The following is an 18034-nucleotide window of genomic DNA, read 5'->3' on the forward strand; positions in this document are numbered from 1 at the left end:
AAAACGATTCTGGAATTATTTTGGAAAAATAGTAAAATCTGTCATATCACACTGATTGATAAATCGATGACCTAGTTTTATCACATCATTCAAGCTGATATCCTGTAAAATTTTCGGTAAATCAAACAGATTCTCACCCGTCAAATGCGGTTCATACTGAGTTGCAATATACTCAAGCGAGTTTAAACCATGCAGAAAATCACCAAACATCTCACTTTTGATGGTATCCAAATGCTCTTCTGTCACATCCGGATCCTTGTCAAAACTCTTGATAGCTGAACGAAATTGATGAGAAAGTCCCACCGGTTCCTGAGTATCCATCGTCAGCATGACAAAGTGAAAATCTTTTTCTACTTCCACTTCCAGCGTTAAAGAATTATCCATTTTCCCACTTTCATAGAGGGACTGGAAACGCTTGGAAGTCCAGCCAAACATCATGGCAAATAAGAGTTTCAAAGTGATTTTATAGCGATACAACTCCGATTCATCAACAAAATCTGTCCCTCGAATCCCAACTGCCAGTTTTGGACTAGCCACCTCCATTCGGTAGGTATCCGTTGACACCACTGGGTGAAGGCTAACAGGAATTTTTTCAATAGGTTCCGAACTCCCAGGAAAAACTAGTTTTTCCTGCTGTTCTGCAATCTCAGCAGCTATCTGCGCCAAATCGAAATTACCAATTACAAACAAAGTCATATTAGAAGGATGATAAAAGTTACTGAAATTTTCCTTCAAATTTTCGACGGTAATCTCAGAGATGGACTCTTTCGTTCCTGCAATGTCTTCTGCCAGAGGTGTTTGAGGATAGAGATTGGCCAAGGCTCCAAAAAAGAGACGATAATCTGGATTATCCTGATACATTTCAATTTCTTGGCCGATAATATCCTGTTCCCGCAAAATGGATTCTTTTGTGAAATCAACCCGATGCACCAGTTCTTGCAAAAGCTGTAGATTTTCTGAAATATTATCCGTTGCAGAAAACAGATAGCTAGTCCGAGTAAAGCTTGTAAAGGCATTGCTCTCAGCCCCTAGCTTAGTAAATTCCAACAGCAAATCCTTTCCCTGCGGGCCTTCAAAAAGCTTATGTTCCAAAAAATGAGCTATTCCCGCCGGATATTGGGTAACCTGCTTGGTTTCACGTGAAACAATCCCTGTATCCACTGAACCAAAATTAGTTGAGATAATCCCATAAGTTTCATTAAAATCATTTTTAGGCAGAAGAAACACACGCAAACCATTTGCTAAGACTGTCTGATAAACAGTTTCTCCCACTGCTGAATAATTGATTTTTTCTAGCACTTCTCCCTGCATTATTTTCCTTCCATAAAGTAAATAGCTTGTAATTTTAAGAGACCAGCTGCTTTGACAATATCATCTTTATGAACCTGTTCCAAAGCTTCCAGCCAAGCTTCAAGAGATAAGAATTTTTTCCCTAAAACAGAAGCCATATAAGCTCTCTCTAAGATTGTATTCTGTCGATCCTGAGCTAACAATACTGAATTTCTTAGCATTTTCTTGGTTTGATTCAGTTCTTCCAGACTAAAATTCCCACGCTTCAAATCAAGAATCTGTCGGTTGATTAAAGCAACTGTTCTGGTCCGATTACTGCGGTCAATACCAGCGTAAATCCTCATCATTCCTGAAAAAATATCAAAATTGCTAGAAATTGTATAAGCCAGTCCTTCCTTTTCACGAAGATTGACAAATAATTTCGAATGGGCAAAGCCACCTAGCAAAGCATTTAAAACGACCAAAGGCAGGTGCTCACTCTCTCCGTACTGAATAGGGAAGTGATAGGCCAACTCAATAATTGACTGATGGACATCTTTCTGCTCCAGTCCTTCTCGCAAAACATTGGAATATTCTTGCTGATAAACTAACTGAAGTTCTTGCTGGCGAGGCGCAAAATTGAAAGATTGAATTTTCTCCCGAACAGCCACTTCATTAAAGTCCCCAATAAAGAAAAAGTCAATCTGATTTTCCTGAAGCATCTGCTGAAAAGCAGCAAAACTGCTTGCAGCTGTCTCTTTCTGGATTAATTCAATCGTCCCAACACGAGGCATCTGCATTTCCTCTTCTTCATAAAAGAGTTTATCTAATTCTCGATGAGCATGATAAAAATGATTCTCAATTTCTGCTTCCAAATCATTCAAGATATTTTTCTTCTCAATTTCAAAAGCAGATTCATCAAAAGCGTCCTGACTTACCAATGGAGAAAACAAGCTAGCTTTCAAAAAATCAAGCATAACATCTGTCAGGACATTCTTACGACTCAAAAATTTATCCCGCACAAAAGAAAGATTGATATCTAAATAATGCACCAATCCTCTCCTTGAAAGACTCGTTGAATAATCAGCACCATACAAATTGGCCAAACGTTCTCTAAAAGCCTGTGAAGTAGGATAAACCGTATTGACAGTCTCTAGCATGCTGGCTGTTAAAACCCGACCAGCTACTGTTTCTTTGGACATAGGCGCTGAAAAACGAACCCTAATTTTGTTTGTTTTAAATTTTTCTGATTGAATAAAATGGAGACGAACTCCTTTAGTGATTTCCATGACGCCCCTCATACTGAATAATATAGACTACTATTATATCATGAAATGCATCTGATTTGTTTGTTCTAGAAAGCTTTTTACTGATTAAAACGTTTTCTGATAACAGGAGAAAATTTCCGCTTTTATCCAAAGCACCTCAGCACTTTTTACTAACAAATATGGTATAATGACAGGGTTGAGGTGAAATATGGAATATAAATTATTTGATGACTACATCACGCTACAAGCCCTTTTAAAAGAAACAGGAATTATCCAAAGCGGCGGAGCAATTAAAACATTTCTAAGTGAGTATCCAGTCCTTTTTAACGGTGAGCCAGAAAACCGCCGGGGGAAAAAACTCCGTGTCAATGATAGGATTTCCCTTCCTGAGCAAGGAATTGAAATTAATCTGACAGCTCCTAGTCAAGAAGAAATTCTGCAACACCAGAAAGAAATGGCAGAAAAAAAACGAGTTGCTGAACTTGTCAAAGCCATGAATAAGGATTTAAAAAAATCTCAGACTTCTAAAAAAGAAAAGCGTAAGAATACAGGGCTACCTAAAAAGCAGAAAACTACTAAAAGGCCTGTTCGCTTCCCTGGTATCTAATCATGTGGCTGCAATCATTAAAAATCAAGCATTTCCGAAATTATCAGGAAGCTGATATTGACTTCCATCCTGGCTTAAATGTCTTTCTAGGCCAGAACGCACAAGGTAAAACCAATATTTTAGAAGCTGTTTATTTCCTAGCCTTGACAAGAAGCCACCGCACACGCTCAGATAAGGATCTGATTCATTTTACAGAAAATGACCTCCTTGTCTCTGGCCTCTTAGAAAAAAAGACTGGCAAAGTTCCTCTTGACATTAACTTGACACCAAAAGGTCGCATCACAAAAGTCAATCACTTGAAACAAAGTAAATTATCAGACTATATTGGAACTATGAATGTTGTTCTTTTTGCTCCTGAAGATTTACAGTTGATTAAAGGTTCTCCCAGTCTACGTCGTAAATTTATAGACATTGAGCTTGGACAAATCAAGCCTGTCTATCTATCAGATCTATCCAATTATAATCATGTCCTCAAACAACGCAATGTCTATCTGAAAGCTAATGATAAAGTTGATGAAACCTTCTTGACTGTCCTTGATGAGCAGCTGGTTGACTATGGCTGTCGTGTGATCAGGCATCGGTTAGATTTTTTGCAAAAATTAGAAAGCTTTGCTCAAGACAAGCACTGGGACATCTCTCAAAATTTGGAAGAATTGACTGTCAAGTATCTGTCATCTATTCCTTTACACCAAATTGACAGTTTAGAAGAAACTTACCACTCTTCTTTATTAAGCAGCCGTAAACGCGATCTATTCAAAAAAAATACAGGCGTTGGTCCCCATCGTGATGATATTGCTTTTTTTATCAACCAGATGGATGCCAACTTTGGTAGTCAAGGTCAGCATCGCAGTCTTGTTTTATCACTGAAACTAGCCGAAATCAAGTTAATAGAAAGCATTACGAAGGAAACGCCTATTTTGTTGCTTGACGATGTAATGAGCGAACTTGACAATAACCGCCAACTAAAATTATTAGAAACTATTTCTCAGGATATTCAAACTTTCATCACTACAACAACTCTAGAACATTTAAAAAATCTTCCACAAGATATAAAAATTTTCACCATCCAACAAGGACAAATCATATCTCAATCCTAGCATTACATGAGGTTTACGTTTTTGTAAATTTTATTTACAAAAAATTGCTTATATTGTAAACGAATTATATCGAATTGTTGTTAGAACAGCTTTTATAGCCTTTTGAATTGTAAAAGTATGTCAATTTAAATCGTAAATTTAAAAAGAGGTTAGGAAAAATTCCCGACCTCGTTTTATTTTTTATTGAACTGAATAGTTAGGGGCTTCATTTGTAATTTGCACATCATGAGGGTGGCTTTCCTTCAATCCAGCACCACTCATCTCAATAAACTGAGCATTATCGTGAAGTTCTTGCAGATTTGCAGCACCAACATAGCCCATTCCAGAGCGGATACCACCGAGCATCTGGAAGACAATATCTGCAGCAGCTCCCTTGTACGCCACACGGCCTTCAATTCCTTCTGGAACTAGCTTATTAGCTTCATTAACAGACCCTTGGAAGTAACGGTCACTAGAGCCCTTCTTCATAGCGGCAATAGAGCCCATACCACGATAAGTCTTAAATTTCCGACCTTGGAAGATTTCTGTCTCGCCTGGCGCTTCGTCTGTTCCTGCAAACATCGAGCCCAACATAACAGCATTTCCGCCTGCAGCCAAGGCCTTAACAATATCTCCAGAATACTTAATTCCACCATCAGCAATGATGGTTTTTCCGTATTCACGCGCCACAGCAGCTGCATCATAAATAGCAGTTACTTGGGGAACGCCAACACCAGCAATGACACGGGTTGTACAGATAGAACCAGGACCAATTCCGACCTTAACAACATCCACACCTGCTTCATAAAGAGCGCGTGCACCTTCAGCTGTTGCAATATTTCCAGCAATCAAGGTGCGATCAGGGAAATGAGCACGAATCTCTGCAATCTTACGCAAAACTCCAGCTGAGTGGCCATGAGCAGTATCAATAACAATCGCATCAGCACCTGCTTCAAAGAGAGCTTCCGCACGTTCAAAGGTATCTGAAGTAACACCGACAGCACCAGCTACCAAGAGACGGCCAAACTCATCTTTAGCAGCATTTGGAAACTCAATAACCTTTTCAATATCTTTAATGGTAATCAAACCTGAAAGACATCCCTTATCGTCAACCAAAGGCAACTTTTCAATCCGGTGCTCTTGCAAAATACGCTCTGCAGTTCCCAAATCTGTTCCAACAGGCGCCGTTACAAGATTCTCACTGGTCATATGGCGAGAAATAGGTTGGTCATAGTCAGAAATAAAACGCAAATCACGATTAGTTAGAATCCCTACTAACTTACGATTTTCAAGAGTTTCTACAACAGGAACACCACTGATACGGTAACGTCCCATCAACTCATCTGCTTCAGCAATCGTATGCTCTGGCGTTAGGAAAAAAGGATCAATAATAACGCCATTCTCAGAACGTTTAACCTTTCGAACTTCATCAGCCTGTTGCTCAATAGACATATTTTTGTGGATAACTCCAAGACCGCCGGCACGGGCAATAGCGATAGCCATCTGACTCTCTGTAACAGTGTCCATGGCAGCAGTAATGATTGGGATATTTAAAGTCAGATTCTCAGCAAGCTTGGTACTCAAATCAGCATCGTTGGGCAGTACATGGCTTTCAGCTGGAATCAGCAGCACATCATCAAAGGTAAAACCTTTTTTCAAAAATTTAGTGTCCCAGTTAGACATCCACAGTTTCCTCTTTTCCTTTTTATTAAACTAATACCCAAAGAAAATTGAAGTTCAGTTTTCTTTGAATAAGAGCTGGTTTTTTTGTTGTTAATATCATACCATTCTATAGGAAATTGTCAATCATTATTACACAAAAAATAAAAACCATCATTTTTGAAACTAAAAACGATAGTTTTTGTGATTTATAATCAATAATGTTCGTTATTTAAAATAATTAATCCCCATCGCAGACTTCACTTCTGAAAGTGTCTGAGCGGCGGTTTGACGTGCCTTATCGCATCCTTCTTTCAGCATCTGATAGACCTGCCCCATATCTTGAGCAAACTCCACACGACGTTCACGAATCGGACCTAACTCTCGCTCTAAAATTTCTAACAGATAGCGTTTAGTTTTGACATCTCCCAGACCACCTCTTTGATAATGCTCTTTCATTGAAGCAATATCCGCAGCATCTTCTGGGCGGCCAAAAACATCCAGGTAATGAAAGACCATGTTGCCCTCAACTTTTCCAGGATCTTCTACTCTGATATGATTCGGATCTGTGTACATACTCATGACTTTCTTTTGCAGAATATCCATGTCATCTGCCAGATAAATGCCATTATTGAGAGATTTGGACATCTTGGCATTGCCATCCAAACCAGGCAAGCGTCCAGCAGCTTCATTTTCAGGATAAATTCCTTCTGGCTCTACCAAAACATCTGTCTGATAGGCGTTATTAAAGGAACGGACAATTTCCCGAGTCTGCTCAATCATAGGTTTTTGATCATGGCCTACTGGTACATAATTAGCCTTGAAAGCAGTGATATCTGCAGCTTGAGAAATCGGATAAACTAAAAAACCAGTCGGCAAACTTTCACCAAATCCTTTTTGCGCAATCTCAGTCTTGACAGTAGGATTACGCTCAAGACGAGCCAATGACACCAAATTCATGTAATACATTGACAACTCTGCCAACTCAGGAATCTGACTTTGAATAAAAATAGTCACCTTTTCAGGATCCAATCCAGCTGCCAGATAATCCAAAGCTACATTCCCAATGGACTCAACAATTGTCTGAGGGTCCTTTGCATGATCTGTCAAAGCTTGCTGATCAGCCAAAAATACGAACATCTCATACTTACCCTGATCCTGCAAAAGCACGCGGTTTCGTAAACTTCCTACATAATGACCAATATGCAATTTTCCTGTGGGACGATCTCCTGTTAAAATAATTGGTTTAGTCATTTATTACTCCTCAATTTATAATGAGTTCATTATATCATTTTCAATGAAAATGAGAAAGAAGTTTCTAGAAAAAAGCGAAAAATCCAGTTTTTACAGCTTGATTGACATACCTTTACAATATTTGTAAACTTAATTGACAAACTATTCTGGTTGTAAAATCTAAAAATCTTAGTTCATTCTATTCTTCTTTTTTCTTTTGGCTTCGTTTTTTACTTTTTATCTCAGAATTATTTGAAAAAAGTTCTGTTTTCTAGTAAAATGAAGAAGATTATATATATAGGAGAAAGACATTGCTTACAGTATCAGATGTATCACTGCGTTTCAGTGACCGAAAATTGTTTGATGAAGTCAACATCAAATTTACAGAAGGAAATACTTATGGATTGATTGGAGCTAACGGCGCTGGAAAATCAACCTTTTTAAAAATTTTAGCTGGCGATATCGAGCCAACAACAGGCCACATTTCTCTCGGACCAAATGAACGTCTTTCAGTCCTTCGCCAGAACCACTTTGACTATGAAGAAGAACGGGCTATTGATGTTGTAATCATGGGAAATGAGCATCTCTACAACATCATGAAAGAAAAAGATGCTATTTATATGAAGTCTGATTTTTCTGATGAAGATGGTGTACGTGCAGCAGAGCTTGAGGGAGAATTTGCTGAGCTAGGTGGCTGGGAAGCTGAAAGTGAAGCTTCTCAATTATTGCAAAACCTCAATATTCCAGAAGATCTTCACTATCAAAATATGAGCGAGCTCTCTAACGGAGACAAGGTCAAAGTACTCTTAGCCAAAGCCCTTTTTGGTAAACCTGATGTCTTACTTCTGGACGAGCCAACTAACGGTTTAGATATTCAGTCTATTACTTGGCTGGAAGACTTTCTTATTGATTTTGACAATACAGTTATTGTTGTATCCCACGACCGTCACTTTTTGAATAAAGTCTGCACTCATATGGCCGACCTTGACTTTGGAAAAATCAAACTCTATGTCGGAAACTATGATTTCTGGAAAGAATCAAGCGAACTAGCGGCTAAGCTTCTTGCTGACCGAAATGCCAAAGCAGAAGAAAAAATCAAGCAACTTCAAGAATTTGTTGCTCGCTTTTCTGCCAATGCTTCAAAATCAAAACAAGCAACTTCTCGTAAAAAGATGCTTGACAAGATTGAGTTAGAAGAAATTGTTCCATCTAGCCGTAAATACCCATTTATCAGCTTTAAAGCAGAACGTGAAATCGGTAATGATCTCTTGACAGTGGAAAACCTTTCTGTCAAGATAGACGGAGAAATTATTCTTGATAATATTAACTTCATTTTACGTCCTGGCGATAAAACAGCTTTGATTGGCCAAAACGACATCCAAACAACAGCTTTGATTCGTGCTTTGATGGGTGATATTGAGTATGAAGGAACTGTCAAGTGGGGTGTCACAACAAGTCAATCTTACCTGCCAAAAGATAATTCTCGTGACTTTGCTAGTGGCGAATCAATCCTTGACTGGCTGCGTCAATTTGCTAGCAAAGAAGAGGATGACAACACCTTCCTTCGAGGATTCCTTGGACGCATGCTTTTCTCTGGAGATGAGGTTAACAAGTCTGTCAATGTCTTGTCAGGAGGAGAAAAAGTTCGGGTTATGCTATCTAAGTTGATGTTGCTTAAATCCAACGTTTTAGTCTTAGACGATCCGACCAATCACTTAGATTTGGAATCAATCTCCAGCTTAAATGATGGATTGAAAAACTTCAAAGGATCCATTATTTTTGCTAGCCATGACCATGAATTTATTCAAACCCTGGCCAACCATATCATTGTCCTGTCTAAAAATGGTGTGATTGACCGCATTGACGAAACTTATGATGAATTCTTGGAAAATCAGGAAGTTCAGGCAAAAGTCAAGGAACTTTGGAAAGATTAATTCCCTTGTCAATTTACGTTTACAAAGCTTTACAGAGGCATGAAACAACGTTTCTGCCTCTTTCTATATAAGAAATATGAATCACATTAAAGAATATTTTAAAAAAAATTGGCCTTATTTTTGTGCCTTCTTTCTTCCATTTTTCATCATGTTCTTTGTCTACTTGATGTATGGAATTTACTGGAATAGCGAAACATCTCCCTTGCTTGGTGATGGCTTTCATCAGTATGTCATTTTTGACACTAACCTAAGAAATATCCTCCATGGCACAGACAGTATTTTCTATACTTTCTCCAGTGGACTGGGCCAGAATTTCTATGCTTTATCCAGTTATTATTTAGGTAGCTTCTTATCTCCTCTGGTTTATTTCTTTGATTTGAAATCAATGCCAGATGCCGTCTATCTATTTACCTTAATCAAGTTTGGATTAATTGGACTCTCTGCCTTTATCAGCATCAAAGGAATATTCAAAAAGATTCCAGCTTTACTCATCATCACTCTTTCAACTTCATTTTCTTTAATGAGTTTTTCAGTCAGTCAATTGGAAATAAAAACCTGGCTGGATGTGTTTATCCTTGCACCTTTGATAGTGCTAGGTTTACATAGGTTGATAACTGGAAAAGGAAGAGTACTATACTTTACAACACTGTCAATCCTCTTTATCCAAAATTATTATTTTGGGTATATGATGGCAATCTTTTTGGTCTTTTGGTACCTTCTTCAATTATCTTGGGATTTCAAAAATAGAATTAAAAGTTTACTTGACTTTACAGTCGTATCTGCTTTAGCAGGTCTGACTAGCTTAATCATGATTCTGCCAACTTACCTAGACATAAGCACTCATGGTGAAACATTAACAAAAGTTTCTTCTTTGTTAACAGAAAAAAGTTGGTTTTTAGATGTGTTTGCTAAAAATTTTATTGGCAGTTTTGATACAACCAAGTATGGTTCTATCCCTATGATTTATGTCGGCACCTTCCCCTTGATTTTGGCTATCTTATTTTTCACCTTAAAATCTGTTAAGTTTCACGTGAAACTTTGCTACTTTTTACTCCTTGTAATTTTCATAGCTAGTTTCTATCTTCAATATTTAGACTTACTTTGGCAGGGAATGCATGCTCCGAACATGTTTCTTCACCGTTATTCTTGGCTATTTTCTCTGGTAGTTATCTATATGGCTGCTGAGACTTTAAATCGTTGGAAAGACGTGAAATTGATGAATGTTGCCATTAGTTTCACTTTGCTCAGTCTCGGATTCATTATGACTTTTATCCAGAGAAAACATTATGACTTTTTAGGTCCTGAGAATTATATTCTAACATTAGAATTTCTGCTGGCTTATCTCTTGATTAGCTTTGTCTTAGCAAAATCTTCTATTCAACCAAAAATCATTCTCCCTGTCTTGCTCTTCTTTGTTACTTTTGAATTGTCGCTTAATTCCTATTATCAAGTTGGAGGAATTGCTAAAGAATGGGTATTTGCCACTCGTTCATCTTATGCCAGTCACCTTGACGAGATTGACAAGCTTGTCAATTATTCCAAAAAGGACAATATTGACTTTTTTAGAACAGAAAGATTGAATCCACAAACGGGAAATGACAGTATGAAATTCAACTACAATGGAATTTCCCAGTTCTCATCTGTTCGAAATACTCAGGCAAGTTCTACTTTAGATAAACTTGGTTTTAAATCAGCAGGAACAAATCTGAATCTCCGATATCAAAACAATAGTATTTTGATGGACAGTATTTTTGGTGTTCGCTACAATCTATCTGAAACAGATCCTCAAAAATTTGGTTTTCTTCCTGAGAAAACTGAAAAAGAAATGTCTCTCTACCAAAATGATGCTGCTCTTGGTTTAGCTTTTCTGACAAATGATGTTTACCAGGATGTCAAGTTTACAAATTTGACCCTAGATAATCAAACAGAATTTTTAAATCGGTTGACTGGTTTTGATTTTAAATATTATGATAAAGTAGATGCTATAACTACTAATGAAAATGTCAAGCAAATTGGTAACAGAGTAACTGTTTATGTTGACAGAGAGCATAATACAAGCTTTGCTAGTGTAATCTATACTGTCAATGTACCTGCTAACAGTCAACTATATGTTAATGTTGCTGGGATTGATTTTAGTAATGATGATCAGACAGATATTGACATTACTGTCAATAACTTTACAGAACGTTATACAACTAATAATGTATTTCCTTTCTTTAATGCTGGCTATTTCAGTCAAAGTCAAACAGTATCTATTCGCTTTACATTCCCAGACAATTCGACAGTTTCATTTGATACGCCAGAATTTTTTGCCGTTAATACTGAGCAATATCAAAATGTCATTCAAAAATTAAAAGAGCAGCTTGTTTCCACAACTACTGATTTAAACACAGTAAAAACAAACTATAGAGCGGAAAAGGATACTTCATTATTCTTTACCATTCCTTATGATAAGGGATGGTCAGCCACTCTTAACGGGAAGCCTGTCACACTAAAACGAGCTCAAAACGGCTTTATGAAATTAGATGTGAAAAAAGGAGAAGGAAATGTTGTCCTCACTTTTATTCCTAATGGACTGAAAGAAGGTGGCATTGCCTTCATATCTGGCATAATCTTATTTGTTTGCTATAATTTTCTACGTAGGAAACAACAGAGAATATAAATATATCAAAAATCAGCTCTTTACCAATATAAAAAATAAGGCTCTTCATAAAAAATGCTAGTGAAGGCCTTTTTTTGAACAATAAAAAAACACCCACTAGGAGTGTCTCTAGCTCCGGCAGTAGGACTCGAACCTACGACATCATGATTAACAGTCATGCGCTACTACCAACTGAGCTATGCCGGATAATATAGTCCGTACGGGATTCGAACCCGTGTTACCGCCGTGAAAAGGCGGTGTCTTAACCCCTTGACCAACGGACCATATGGTATGCTCTCTTTCAGAACATATTCCATTATATCAGGTTTTTAAGCTTTGTCAACTCTTTTCCCTTTATTTTCGAAAATATCTTTCAGATATTTCACTCTTAAACGAGTGACCGGACAGCGATGATTTTCGTAAAAAATAATTTCTCGATTTTTCTTGTCATAATCAACAATGTTGCCAATATTCACCAGATAAGATTTATGTGGTGAAAAAAATCGTTTAGATTGCTGATCTTTTTCTTGAATATCTGTTATCGTTCCATAAAACTCCTTGAGAAAATTTTTACCGACAATCCGAAGTTTATGGGAGCTCCCTGTCGTTTCGATATACAAAATATCGTTATAAGGCATTCGAACATCATTGCCACGATAACTATATTCAAAATAATCTACCATATTGGTATTTTCAATCAGTGTACTCTTAGTGTAAAGAATACTGTCTTTGATTCTATTTTTAAAAGCATCATTGTTGATATCTTTATCAATAAAATCAAGTGCTGATACTTTATATTTAAAAGTCATAGTAGCAAATTCAGATTTTGAGGTTACAAAAACTATAATGGCATAAGGATTATGATGACGGATAAATTGAGCTACTTCCAGCCCTTTTGTTTCCTCTCCTTTAATGTCAATATCCAAAAAATAAAGCTGGTTAACGTCTCCATTTTCAATATATTTTTTGAATTCTTTGATTTTTCCTGTAACCTGAACCTGGATGTCAATTCCAAGTTCCTCAGCAATTTCTGCTAATGTCGTTTCCATCCTGACTTGATGAGATACAGTATCCTCTAAAACTAACACTTTCATAAATTCTATCTCCTAATTGTTAAAATCTGTGTAAAACTTCTTGGCTCAATTTGTGTATCAAGAGTGATAAATTCATACCTATCTAAAATTTCCTTGATGTTATTCAATCCATAGCCTCTATTTTCTCCTTTAGTTGAAAATTCCGGCTGATAGAGTTCTTCCAAATCCAATTTTCCTTCTTTACGAGAATTTTGAACAACAAAAATGGTTCTATCATCCAGTTGAACCAGAGAAACATGGACAATTTTTTCCAGGCTGTCAATTGCACTCTCAATAGCATTATTTAATAAAATACTAGCAATTCTGACCAGATCTAACAACTTGATTGGAAGGCGTTCCACTTTATCCTTAACTTCAAAAGTCAGCTGAATCTGATGTTCACGCGCTTGAAAGATTGTCTCAGTCATGACACTCCTTAAAGCTGAATCTCCTACATTATTCAAATCAAAAACTGTATATTTATCTGAACGCAGGTTCAAATTTGCATCAGCCAAGACCTCTTGATAAATATGCTCAATTTCTTTGATATCTCCAGTTTGAATAGCCACTTGCATACTTGTCAGCATGCTAGCATAATCATGACGAAATCCTTTGATTTCATAGTACAATCTCACAATTTCATCAGTATATTCCTGAAGTCGAAGCTGCTCAGATTCTTTTTGACGCAAACGTTCTTCTTTCTCGTATTTCTCACGGCTGTCCTTGAATGTCACCAAGGTAGAAAGAAAGGCCAAGAAACAAATAGTAGCAATCATACTGCTAAAACTGTTGAAATGCTTTATATTACTAATCCAGTGAGAGATATTTAAAATCAGCCAATTCATTGCATATAAACTACTAATCATCAGAATCTGAGATTTAAAGAAACTTCTTTTAAGATAATCTATTCTGAAATCAAAAATATCAATAACCTTTACCATAAAGAACAAGGAAAGTAAGTTGATACATGTCAGAAACAAACCCATGTACTGAGCTACAAAATCATCTCCTAAAACAGATGAAATAATAACAGAAAAGAAAGTAGTAGAGCTATCAATTGACAAACATAAAAATAAGGAAAGTAAGAAAGATTGATATTTTTTAATTTTTTCAACTCCACAAAAATACCAAACTATAAATAGAGGGAGAAAAAATGACAGCGTATAAGATGGAAATGTGATTTCAAATGAAAACACATGCCCTAAAAAAGCAATTATAAACGGAATTATAATCTCAAGACCAAAGCAAACAGCTACAAAAAAGCGAGTATGCTTAATTTTAGTGATTTTTGATAAAATCACTAAAAATGCAGTTACATTAATAAAAGGATGAATAATTAATCCGATTATTTCAAGTGACATAAATTTCTCCCCTAAACTTTAAAATTCTTATCTTCCAAAAATCCAATCCCATGGATTTGGAATACCTCTTAAATCCCAAAAGGTTTGAACAAGTGAATTGCTATTTGCAGCAATTTGAAAAGAATAGATTTTCATAACTATCTCCTATCTTTTTATCTTGTAAGTCACCTTACATTTATCATTATAGAAAAATAGAAAGAGTTAGTGACAATTTTCCCTGAAATGTCATTTTTTATCCCCAAAATGACATTATACCAAAAAAATAGAAGAAAAAAACACGAAATATTGTAAAATATTCCGCATTTTTTTACCTTTCTGATCTCAGCAGGATTCGAACCTGCGACCGTTCGCTTAGAAGGCGAATGCTCTATCCAGCTGAGCTATGAGACCAATACTATCTCATTCTATCAGAAAATGGGGTTGCCGTCAAGATTACTTGTGATAAGGGCTTCCCTGCTGAATCATAAAAGCTCGATAGATTTGCTCTATTAAAACAAGGCGCATCAGTTGATGAGGTAAGGTTAATTTGCCAAAACTCATCAGAAGATTTGCTCGTTTTTTTACAGTAGGAGATAAACCTAAACTTCCGCCGATAACAAAAGTGATATCAGAAAAACCACGTACTGTCGCATCCATCATGAGTTGACTAAATTTTTCTGATGGAAATTGCTTTCCTTCAATTGCTAAAACAATAACAAATTCACGCTCATTGATTTTAGCCAGAACTTTATTCCCTTCTTTTTCAAGAATCTGCTGATTTTCTAAATCCCTAGCTTTATCAGGTGTTTTTTCATCCGCTAGCTCAATCATTTCCACTTTGCAAAATCGATTGAGGCGCTTTACGTATTCAGCAATTCCATCCTTTAAATATTTTTCTTTCAGTTTTCCAACTGTTACAAGTTTTATTTTCATAGGTTTATTCTATCATATTCATCAGTACTTCACACTTTATTAACAAGTAAAATTTATCTGGGAATCGGCTAATCTGTGTATTTTCTAATGCCTATCAACAGTTTTTCTAAGTTTTCCACAAGGTGTGGAAAACTTAGAGGATTTAAGTTATAATTAAGTTTGTCTAAATATAATTTCATCAATTGTAATTCAAGGAGGAAAACATGAAAAACTCTTCAAATGCCATCAAAAGGGCTTTATTGCTTTTTGCAGTATTAATTGTAGGTTTTATCGGCGGAAGTTTAGGAAATTATGTTACTACATTATTAACTTCACGTGTAAAAATGAATGGAAATTCAACAACTAGTGTAACTACTTCATATAAAAACTCTACAGACATTTCAGAAGCTGTGAAAAAGGTTCAAAATGCCGTTGTTTCAGTAATTACTTATGCTGAATCTTCCAGCAGCGTTATCAATGATGAATCTTCCAATGATGAATCACAAATCTCCAGTGAAGGTTCTGGCGTAATTTATAAAAAAGACGGAAAATCAGCCTATCTGGTAACCAACACCCACGTTCTTAATGGATCAACCAATGTAGATATCTTGCTAGCTGATGGAAACAAGGTTCCAGGTGAAGTAGTTGGATCAGATGTTTATTCAGATATCTCTGTCGTTAAAATTAGCTCTGAAAAAGTAACTGATGTCGCAGAATTTGGAGATTCTGGTTCTCTGACAGTTGGTGAAACAGCAATCGCCATCGGAAGTCCTCTTGGAACAGAATACGCTAACTCTGTAACACAAGGAATTATTTCTAGTTTAGGCAGAAACGTTACGTTACAATCTGAAAATGGTGAAAATATTTCAACAACTGCATTGCAAACAGATGCTGCAATCAATCCTGGTAACTCTGGCGGCCCGTTGATTAACATCCAAGGACAAGTTATTGGGATTACTTCAAGTAAAATTTCAACAAATGGCCAAACTTCTGTTGAAGGGATGGGATTTGCGATTCCATCTAATGATGTCGTAAATATTATCAATCAACTTGAGAAAAATGGAACAGTCACACGTCCTGCTTTAGGGATTCAAATGATGGATTTATCTAATCTGACAACTTCTGATTTTTCTAAATTAAATCTTCCTTCTTCAGTGAAATCAGGTATTCTTGTTCGCTCTGTTCAGCAAGGGATGCCTGCTGATGGCAAACTTCAAAAAAATGATGTCATTACAAAAGTAGATAACACAGATGTGGAATCCACTAGTGACCTTCAGTCTGCTCTCTACAAGCATAGCATTGGAGATGAGGTAGAGATTACTTATTATCGAGATGGTAAATCTCAAACAGTCAAAATCAAACTCACTAAATCAACAAAAGAGTTAAGCTCAAATTAACCTATTTACAAGATTGTCAACACACCTTTACACAATCGTAAAGGTGTGTTATTCTATATACAAATGGAAAACTTTCAATATATTGCACTTAAAGACATTCGAACCAATCCTTATCAGCCTCGTAAAGAGTTCTCGCAAAAAAAGATTGAAGAATTAGCAGCATCAATCAAAGAAAATGGTCTCATTCAGCCAATCATTCTTCGGAAATCTTCGCTTTTTGGTTATGAAATTTTAGCAGGCGAACGGAGATTTAGAGCTGCCTCTTTTCTTGGCCTAGAAACGATCCCAGCTGTCATCAAAGAATTATCTGATGATGAAATGCTGAAACAGGCCATTATCGAAAACCTTCAAAGAGAAGACTTGAATCCTATAGAAGAGGCTGAGTCTTATCAAAATTTAATTGACAAAAGCTTGACACATGATGAAATTGCTAAGATCATGGGAAAATCTAGACCCTATATCAGCAATATTGTCAGACTTTTACAATTATCCAAAGAAGTTCGTCAAGCTATCAAGGAAGAAGAGATATCTCAAGGACATGCTCGCCTGCTGGTCCCCTTAAAAGAAGAAGAACAGTTATTATGGCTAGAAAAAATCTGTCGAGAAGATTTATCGGTTCGAGCAGTTGAAAAACTTCTCCAGCAAAAAAAGAGCATTAAAAAGAGACCTAATAAAGAACTGTTTGCTAAATCTGAAGAGGAAAAAATAAAAAAAATTCTCGGTCTGGAAGTTTCTATTCAGTTAAAAAGCCAGAGTAAAGGAAAGCTAATTATTCCTTTTGAAAGCGAAGAAGAATATCAAAGAATTATAAACAGTTTTAAATAAGACGCAGTCCCTCATTATCAATCTCAGGTAACTGGCAATGCTGCTGATGGCTTTGTAGTGACCAACACTTACAAGCCAGAAACCATCAAGATTTCCGGTCAGAAGAAGTGGGATGATGCGGAAAACCAAGACGGCAAGCGTCCAAATGCTGTTAGAGTCAAGATTTTGAAAGGCCAAGATATTGTCGATGTACAGGAAGTGACGGCTGCTAACGGTTGGAAATATGAATCTAATCCTCTTCCTAAATATGCAGCAGGCCAAGAAATTGCTTATACTGTTGCAGAAGAAGCTGTGTCAGGCTACACGAGCAAGGTGGACGGTTACAACATCACCAACTCTTACACTCCAGAAACGGTCAAGATTTCCGGTCAGAAGAAGTGGGATGATGCAGATAACCAAGATGGTAAGCGCCCAGCTTCTGTTAAGGTTAAAATTCTGAATGGTGATACGGTTGTTGACGAGCAAAATGTGACTTTTGCCAGCCCTAGCTTTAGCTGCAACTTAGCCAAGCCCTTTCTGCGTTGACTGGGCCGGATAGAATAGCCAATATGCCCACCCTCCACAAATAATTTGTCATTCAAAGACAAGCGCAGAGCTAAAAAGCCCAGAGGCAAGCCGGTCTCATCAAAGGATAAAAATTGAATGGCAGGAACCCAGCCTGCTGGCAAATTAGCAGCATCCTCCTGCTGCTCTACAATCTTTAACCAATCCTCATAATCCTTTGCTCGCTTCCAAGCGGAGCCCATGCCACCATGCATATAGGATTTTGCTGCATCGAACTCCGCAATCATCTCTAAAAT

At 36.8% G+C, this 18034-nt stretch carries 15 protein-coding genes, 3 tRNA genes and 1 pseudogene; 7 read left to right on the forward strand and 12 right to left on the reverse strand.

Annotation, left to right across the window (positions count from 1 at the left end; all coding sequences use genetic code 11):
- Window positions 1-15: 15 nt before the first annotated feature.
- Window positions 16-1311 (reverse strand): EF-P 5-aminopentanol modification-associated protein YfmH, encoded by a 1296-nt coding sequence (gene yfmH, locus SSV_RS11615; RefSeq protein ID WP_072074879.1) that lies wholly within the window; start codon window positions 1309-1311, stop codon window positions 16-18.
- Entirely contained in the window at window positions 1311-2558 is a 1248-nt protein-coding gene (yfmF, locus tag SSV_RS11620; protein ID WP_304362499.1) for an EF-P 5-aminopentanol modification-associated protein YfmF, read from the reverse strand. Before yfmF ends, yfmH begins: the two co-directional genes overlap by 1 nt.
- A gap of 187 nt (window positions 2559-2745) precedes the next feature.
- Here yfmF and yaaA point away from each other — a divergent pair, with 187 nt between their 5' ends.
- Entirely contained in the window at window positions 2746-3144 is a 399-nt protein-coding gene (gene yaaA / locus SSV_RS11625) for a S4 domain-containing protein YaaA (protein ID WP_072074881.1), read from the forward strand.
- Window positions 3145-3146: 2 nt separating this feature from the next.
- Entirely contained in the window at window positions 3147-4241 is a 1095-nt protein-coding gene (recF, locus tag SSV_RS11630; protein ID WP_072074882.1) for a DNA replication/repair protein RecF, read from the forward strand.
- 180 nt (window positions 4242-4421) lie between these two features.
- Here the strand turns inward: recF and guaB are convergent, their stop codons facing one another.
- Both guaB and trpS read right to left on the reverse strand, forming a co-directional pair.
- Entirely contained in the window at window positions 4422-5903 is a 1482-nt protein-coding gene (guaB, locus tag SSV_RS11635) for an IMP dehydrogenase (protein ID WP_002910933.1), read from the reverse strand.
- 204 nt (window positions 5904-6107) lie between these two features.
- Window positions 6108-7133, reverse strand: coding sequence for a tryptophan--tRNA ligase (gene trpS, locus SSV_RS11640; RefSeq protein ID WP_072074883.1), 1026 nt, complete (start codon window positions 7131-7133; stop codon window positions 6108-6110).
- A 290-nt stretch (window positions 7134-7423) separates the two neighbouring features.
- Between trpS and SSV_RS11645 the strand changes: the two genes are divergently transcribed.
- On the forward strand, window positions 7424-9046 hold the full coding sequence (locus SSV_RS11645; protein ID WP_072074884.1) for an ATP-binding cassette domain-containing protein: 1623 nt from the start codon (window positions 7424-7426) through the stop codon (window positions 9044-9046).
- Window positions 9047-9122: 76 nt separating this feature from the next.
- On the forward strand, window positions 9123-11708 hold the full coding sequence (locus SSV_RS11650) for a YfhO family protein (protein WP_072074885.1): 2586 nt from the start codon (window positions 9123-9125) through the stop codon (window positions 11706-11708).
- Window positions 11709-11820: 112 nt separating this feature from the next.
- On the opposite strand, the gene SSV_RS11655 is transcribed toward SSV_RS11650, so the two are convergent.
- From SSV_RS11655 to rlmH, 7 genes are all read right to left on the reverse strand, one after another.
- Window positions 11821-11894: transfer RNA gene (locus SSV_RS11655), tRNA-Asn, on the reverse strand.
- A gap of 5 nt (window positions 11895-11899) precedes the next feature.
- Window positions 11900-11971, reverse strand: a tRNA-Glu gene (locus SSV_RS11660).
- A 45-nt stretch (window positions 11972-12016) separates the two neighbouring features.
- Entirely contained in the window at window positions 12017-12781 is a 765-nt protein-coding gene (gene comE / locus SSV_RS11665; protein WP_002899424.1) for a competence system response regulator transcription factor ComE, read from the reverse strand.
- Window positions 12782-12786: 5 nt separating this feature from the next.
- Window positions 12787-14121, reverse strand: coding sequence for a competence system sensor histidine kinase ComD (gene comD / locus SSV_RS11670; protein ID WP_072074886.1), 1335 nt, complete (start codon window positions 14119-14121; stop codon window positions 12787-12789).
- 27 nt (window positions 14122-14148) lie between these two features.
- The gene (locus tag SSV_RS11675) at window positions 14149-14256 is read right to left on the reverse strand and encodes a competence protein (protein ID WP_072074887.1); all 108 of its coding nucleotides are present in this window, start codon (window positions 14254-14256) and stop codon (window positions 14149-14151) included.
- A 181-nt stretch (window positions 14257-14437) separates the two neighbouring features.
- Window positions 14438-14511 (reverse strand) — tRNA-Arg (locus tag SSV_RS11680).
- 42 nt (window positions 14512-14553) lie between these two features.
- The gene (gene rlmH / locus SSV_RS11685; protein ID WP_072074888.1) at window positions 14554-15033 is read right to left on the reverse strand and encodes a 23S rRNA (pseudouridine(1915)-N(3))-methyltransferase RlmH; all 480 of its coding nucleotides are present in this window, start codon (window positions 15031-15033) and stop codon (window positions 14554-14556) included.
- A 203-nt stretch (window positions 15034-15236) separates the two neighbouring features.
- Between rlmH and SSV_RS11690 the strand changes: the two genes are divergently transcribed.
- From SSV_RS11690 to SSV_RS11700, 3 genes and pseudogenes are all read left to right on the forward strand, one after another.
- Window positions 15237-16409 (forward strand): serine protease HtrA, encoded by a 1173-nt coding sequence (locus SSV_RS11690; protein WP_072074889.1) that lies wholly within the window; start codon window positions 15237-15239, stop codon window positions 16407-16409.
- A 63-nt stretch (window positions 16410-16472) separates the two neighbouring features.
- The gene (locus SSV_RS11695; RefSeq protein WP_072074890.1) at window positions 16473-17234 is read left to right on the forward strand and encodes a ParB/RepB/Spo0J family partition protein; all 762 of its coding nucleotides are present in this window, start codon (window positions 16473-16475) and stop codon (window positions 17232-17234) included.
- Window positions 17235-17717: pseudogene (locus SSV_RS11700) on the forward strand (Cna B-type domain-containing protein); the annotation flags it as partial.
- Here the strand turns inward: SSV_RS11700 and SSV_RS11705 are convergent.
- Window positions 17603-18034, reverse strand: a 432-nt coding sequence (locus SSV_RS11705; protein ID WP_441005782.1) for a GNAT family N-acetyltransferase, incomplete at its 5' end; no start/stop codon positions are given. The pseudogene SSV_RS11700 and the gene SSV_RS11705 overlap by 115 nt on opposite strands.

It is taken from the genome of Streptococcus sanguinis, from assembly GCF_001078705.1.
Lineage (GTDB): Bacteria > Bacillota > Bacilli > Lactobacillales > Streptococcaceae > Streptococcus > Streptococcus sanguinis_D.

Excerpts from the sequence above, each read along its gene's own strand:
- yfmH (WP_072074879.1), bottom strand. The coding sequence starts at position 1,311 with ATGCAGGGAGAAGTGCTAGAAAAAATCAATTATTCAGCAGTGGGAGAA.
- yfmF (WP_304362499.1), bottom strand. The coding sequence starts at position 2,558 with ATGGAAATCACTAAAGGAGTTCGTCTCCATTTTATTCAATCAGAAAAA.
- yaaA (WP_072074881.1), top strand. The coding sequence starts at position 2,746 with ATGGAATATAAATTATTTGATGACTACATCACGCTACAAGCCCTTTTA.
- recF (WP_072074882.1), top strand. The coding sequence starts at position 3,147 with ATGTGGCTGCAATCATTAAAAATCAAGCATTTCCGAAATTATCAGGAA.
- guaB (WP_002910933.1), bottom strand. The coding sequence starts at position 5,903 with ATGTCTAACTGGGACACTAAATTTTTGAAAAAAGGTTTTACCTTTGAT.
- trpS (WP_072074883.1), bottom strand. The coding sequence starts at position 7,133 with ATGACTAAACCAATTATTTTAACAGGAGATCGTCCCACAGGAAAATTG.
- SSV_RS11650 (WP_072074885.1), top strand. The coding sequence starts at position 9,123 with ATGAATCACATTAAAGAATATTTTAAAAAAAATTGGCCTTATTTTTGT.
- comE (WP_002899424.1), bottom strand. The coding sequence starts at position 12,781 with ATGAAAGTGTTAGTTTTAGAGGATACTGTATCTCATCAAGTCAGGATG.
- comD (WP_072074886.1), bottom strand. The coding sequence starts at position 14,121 with ATGTCACTTGAAATAATCGGATTAATTATTCATCCTTTTATTAATGTA.
- SSV_RS11675 (WP_072074887.1), bottom strand. The coding sequence starts at position 14,256 with ATGAAAATCTATTCTTTTCAAATTGCTGCAAATAGCAATTCACTTGTT.
- rlmH (WP_072074888.1), bottom strand. The coding sequence starts at position 15,033 with ATGAAAATAAAACTTGTAACAGTTGGAAAACTGAAAGAAAAATATTTA.
- SSV_RS11690 (WP_072074889.1), top strand. The coding sequence starts at position 15,237 with ATGAAAAACTCTTCAAATGCCATCAAAAGGGCTTTATTGCTTTTTGCA.
- SSV_RS11695 (WP_072074890.1), top strand. The coding sequence starts at position 16,473 with ATGGAAAACTTTCAATATATTGCACTTAAAGACATTCGAACCAATCCT.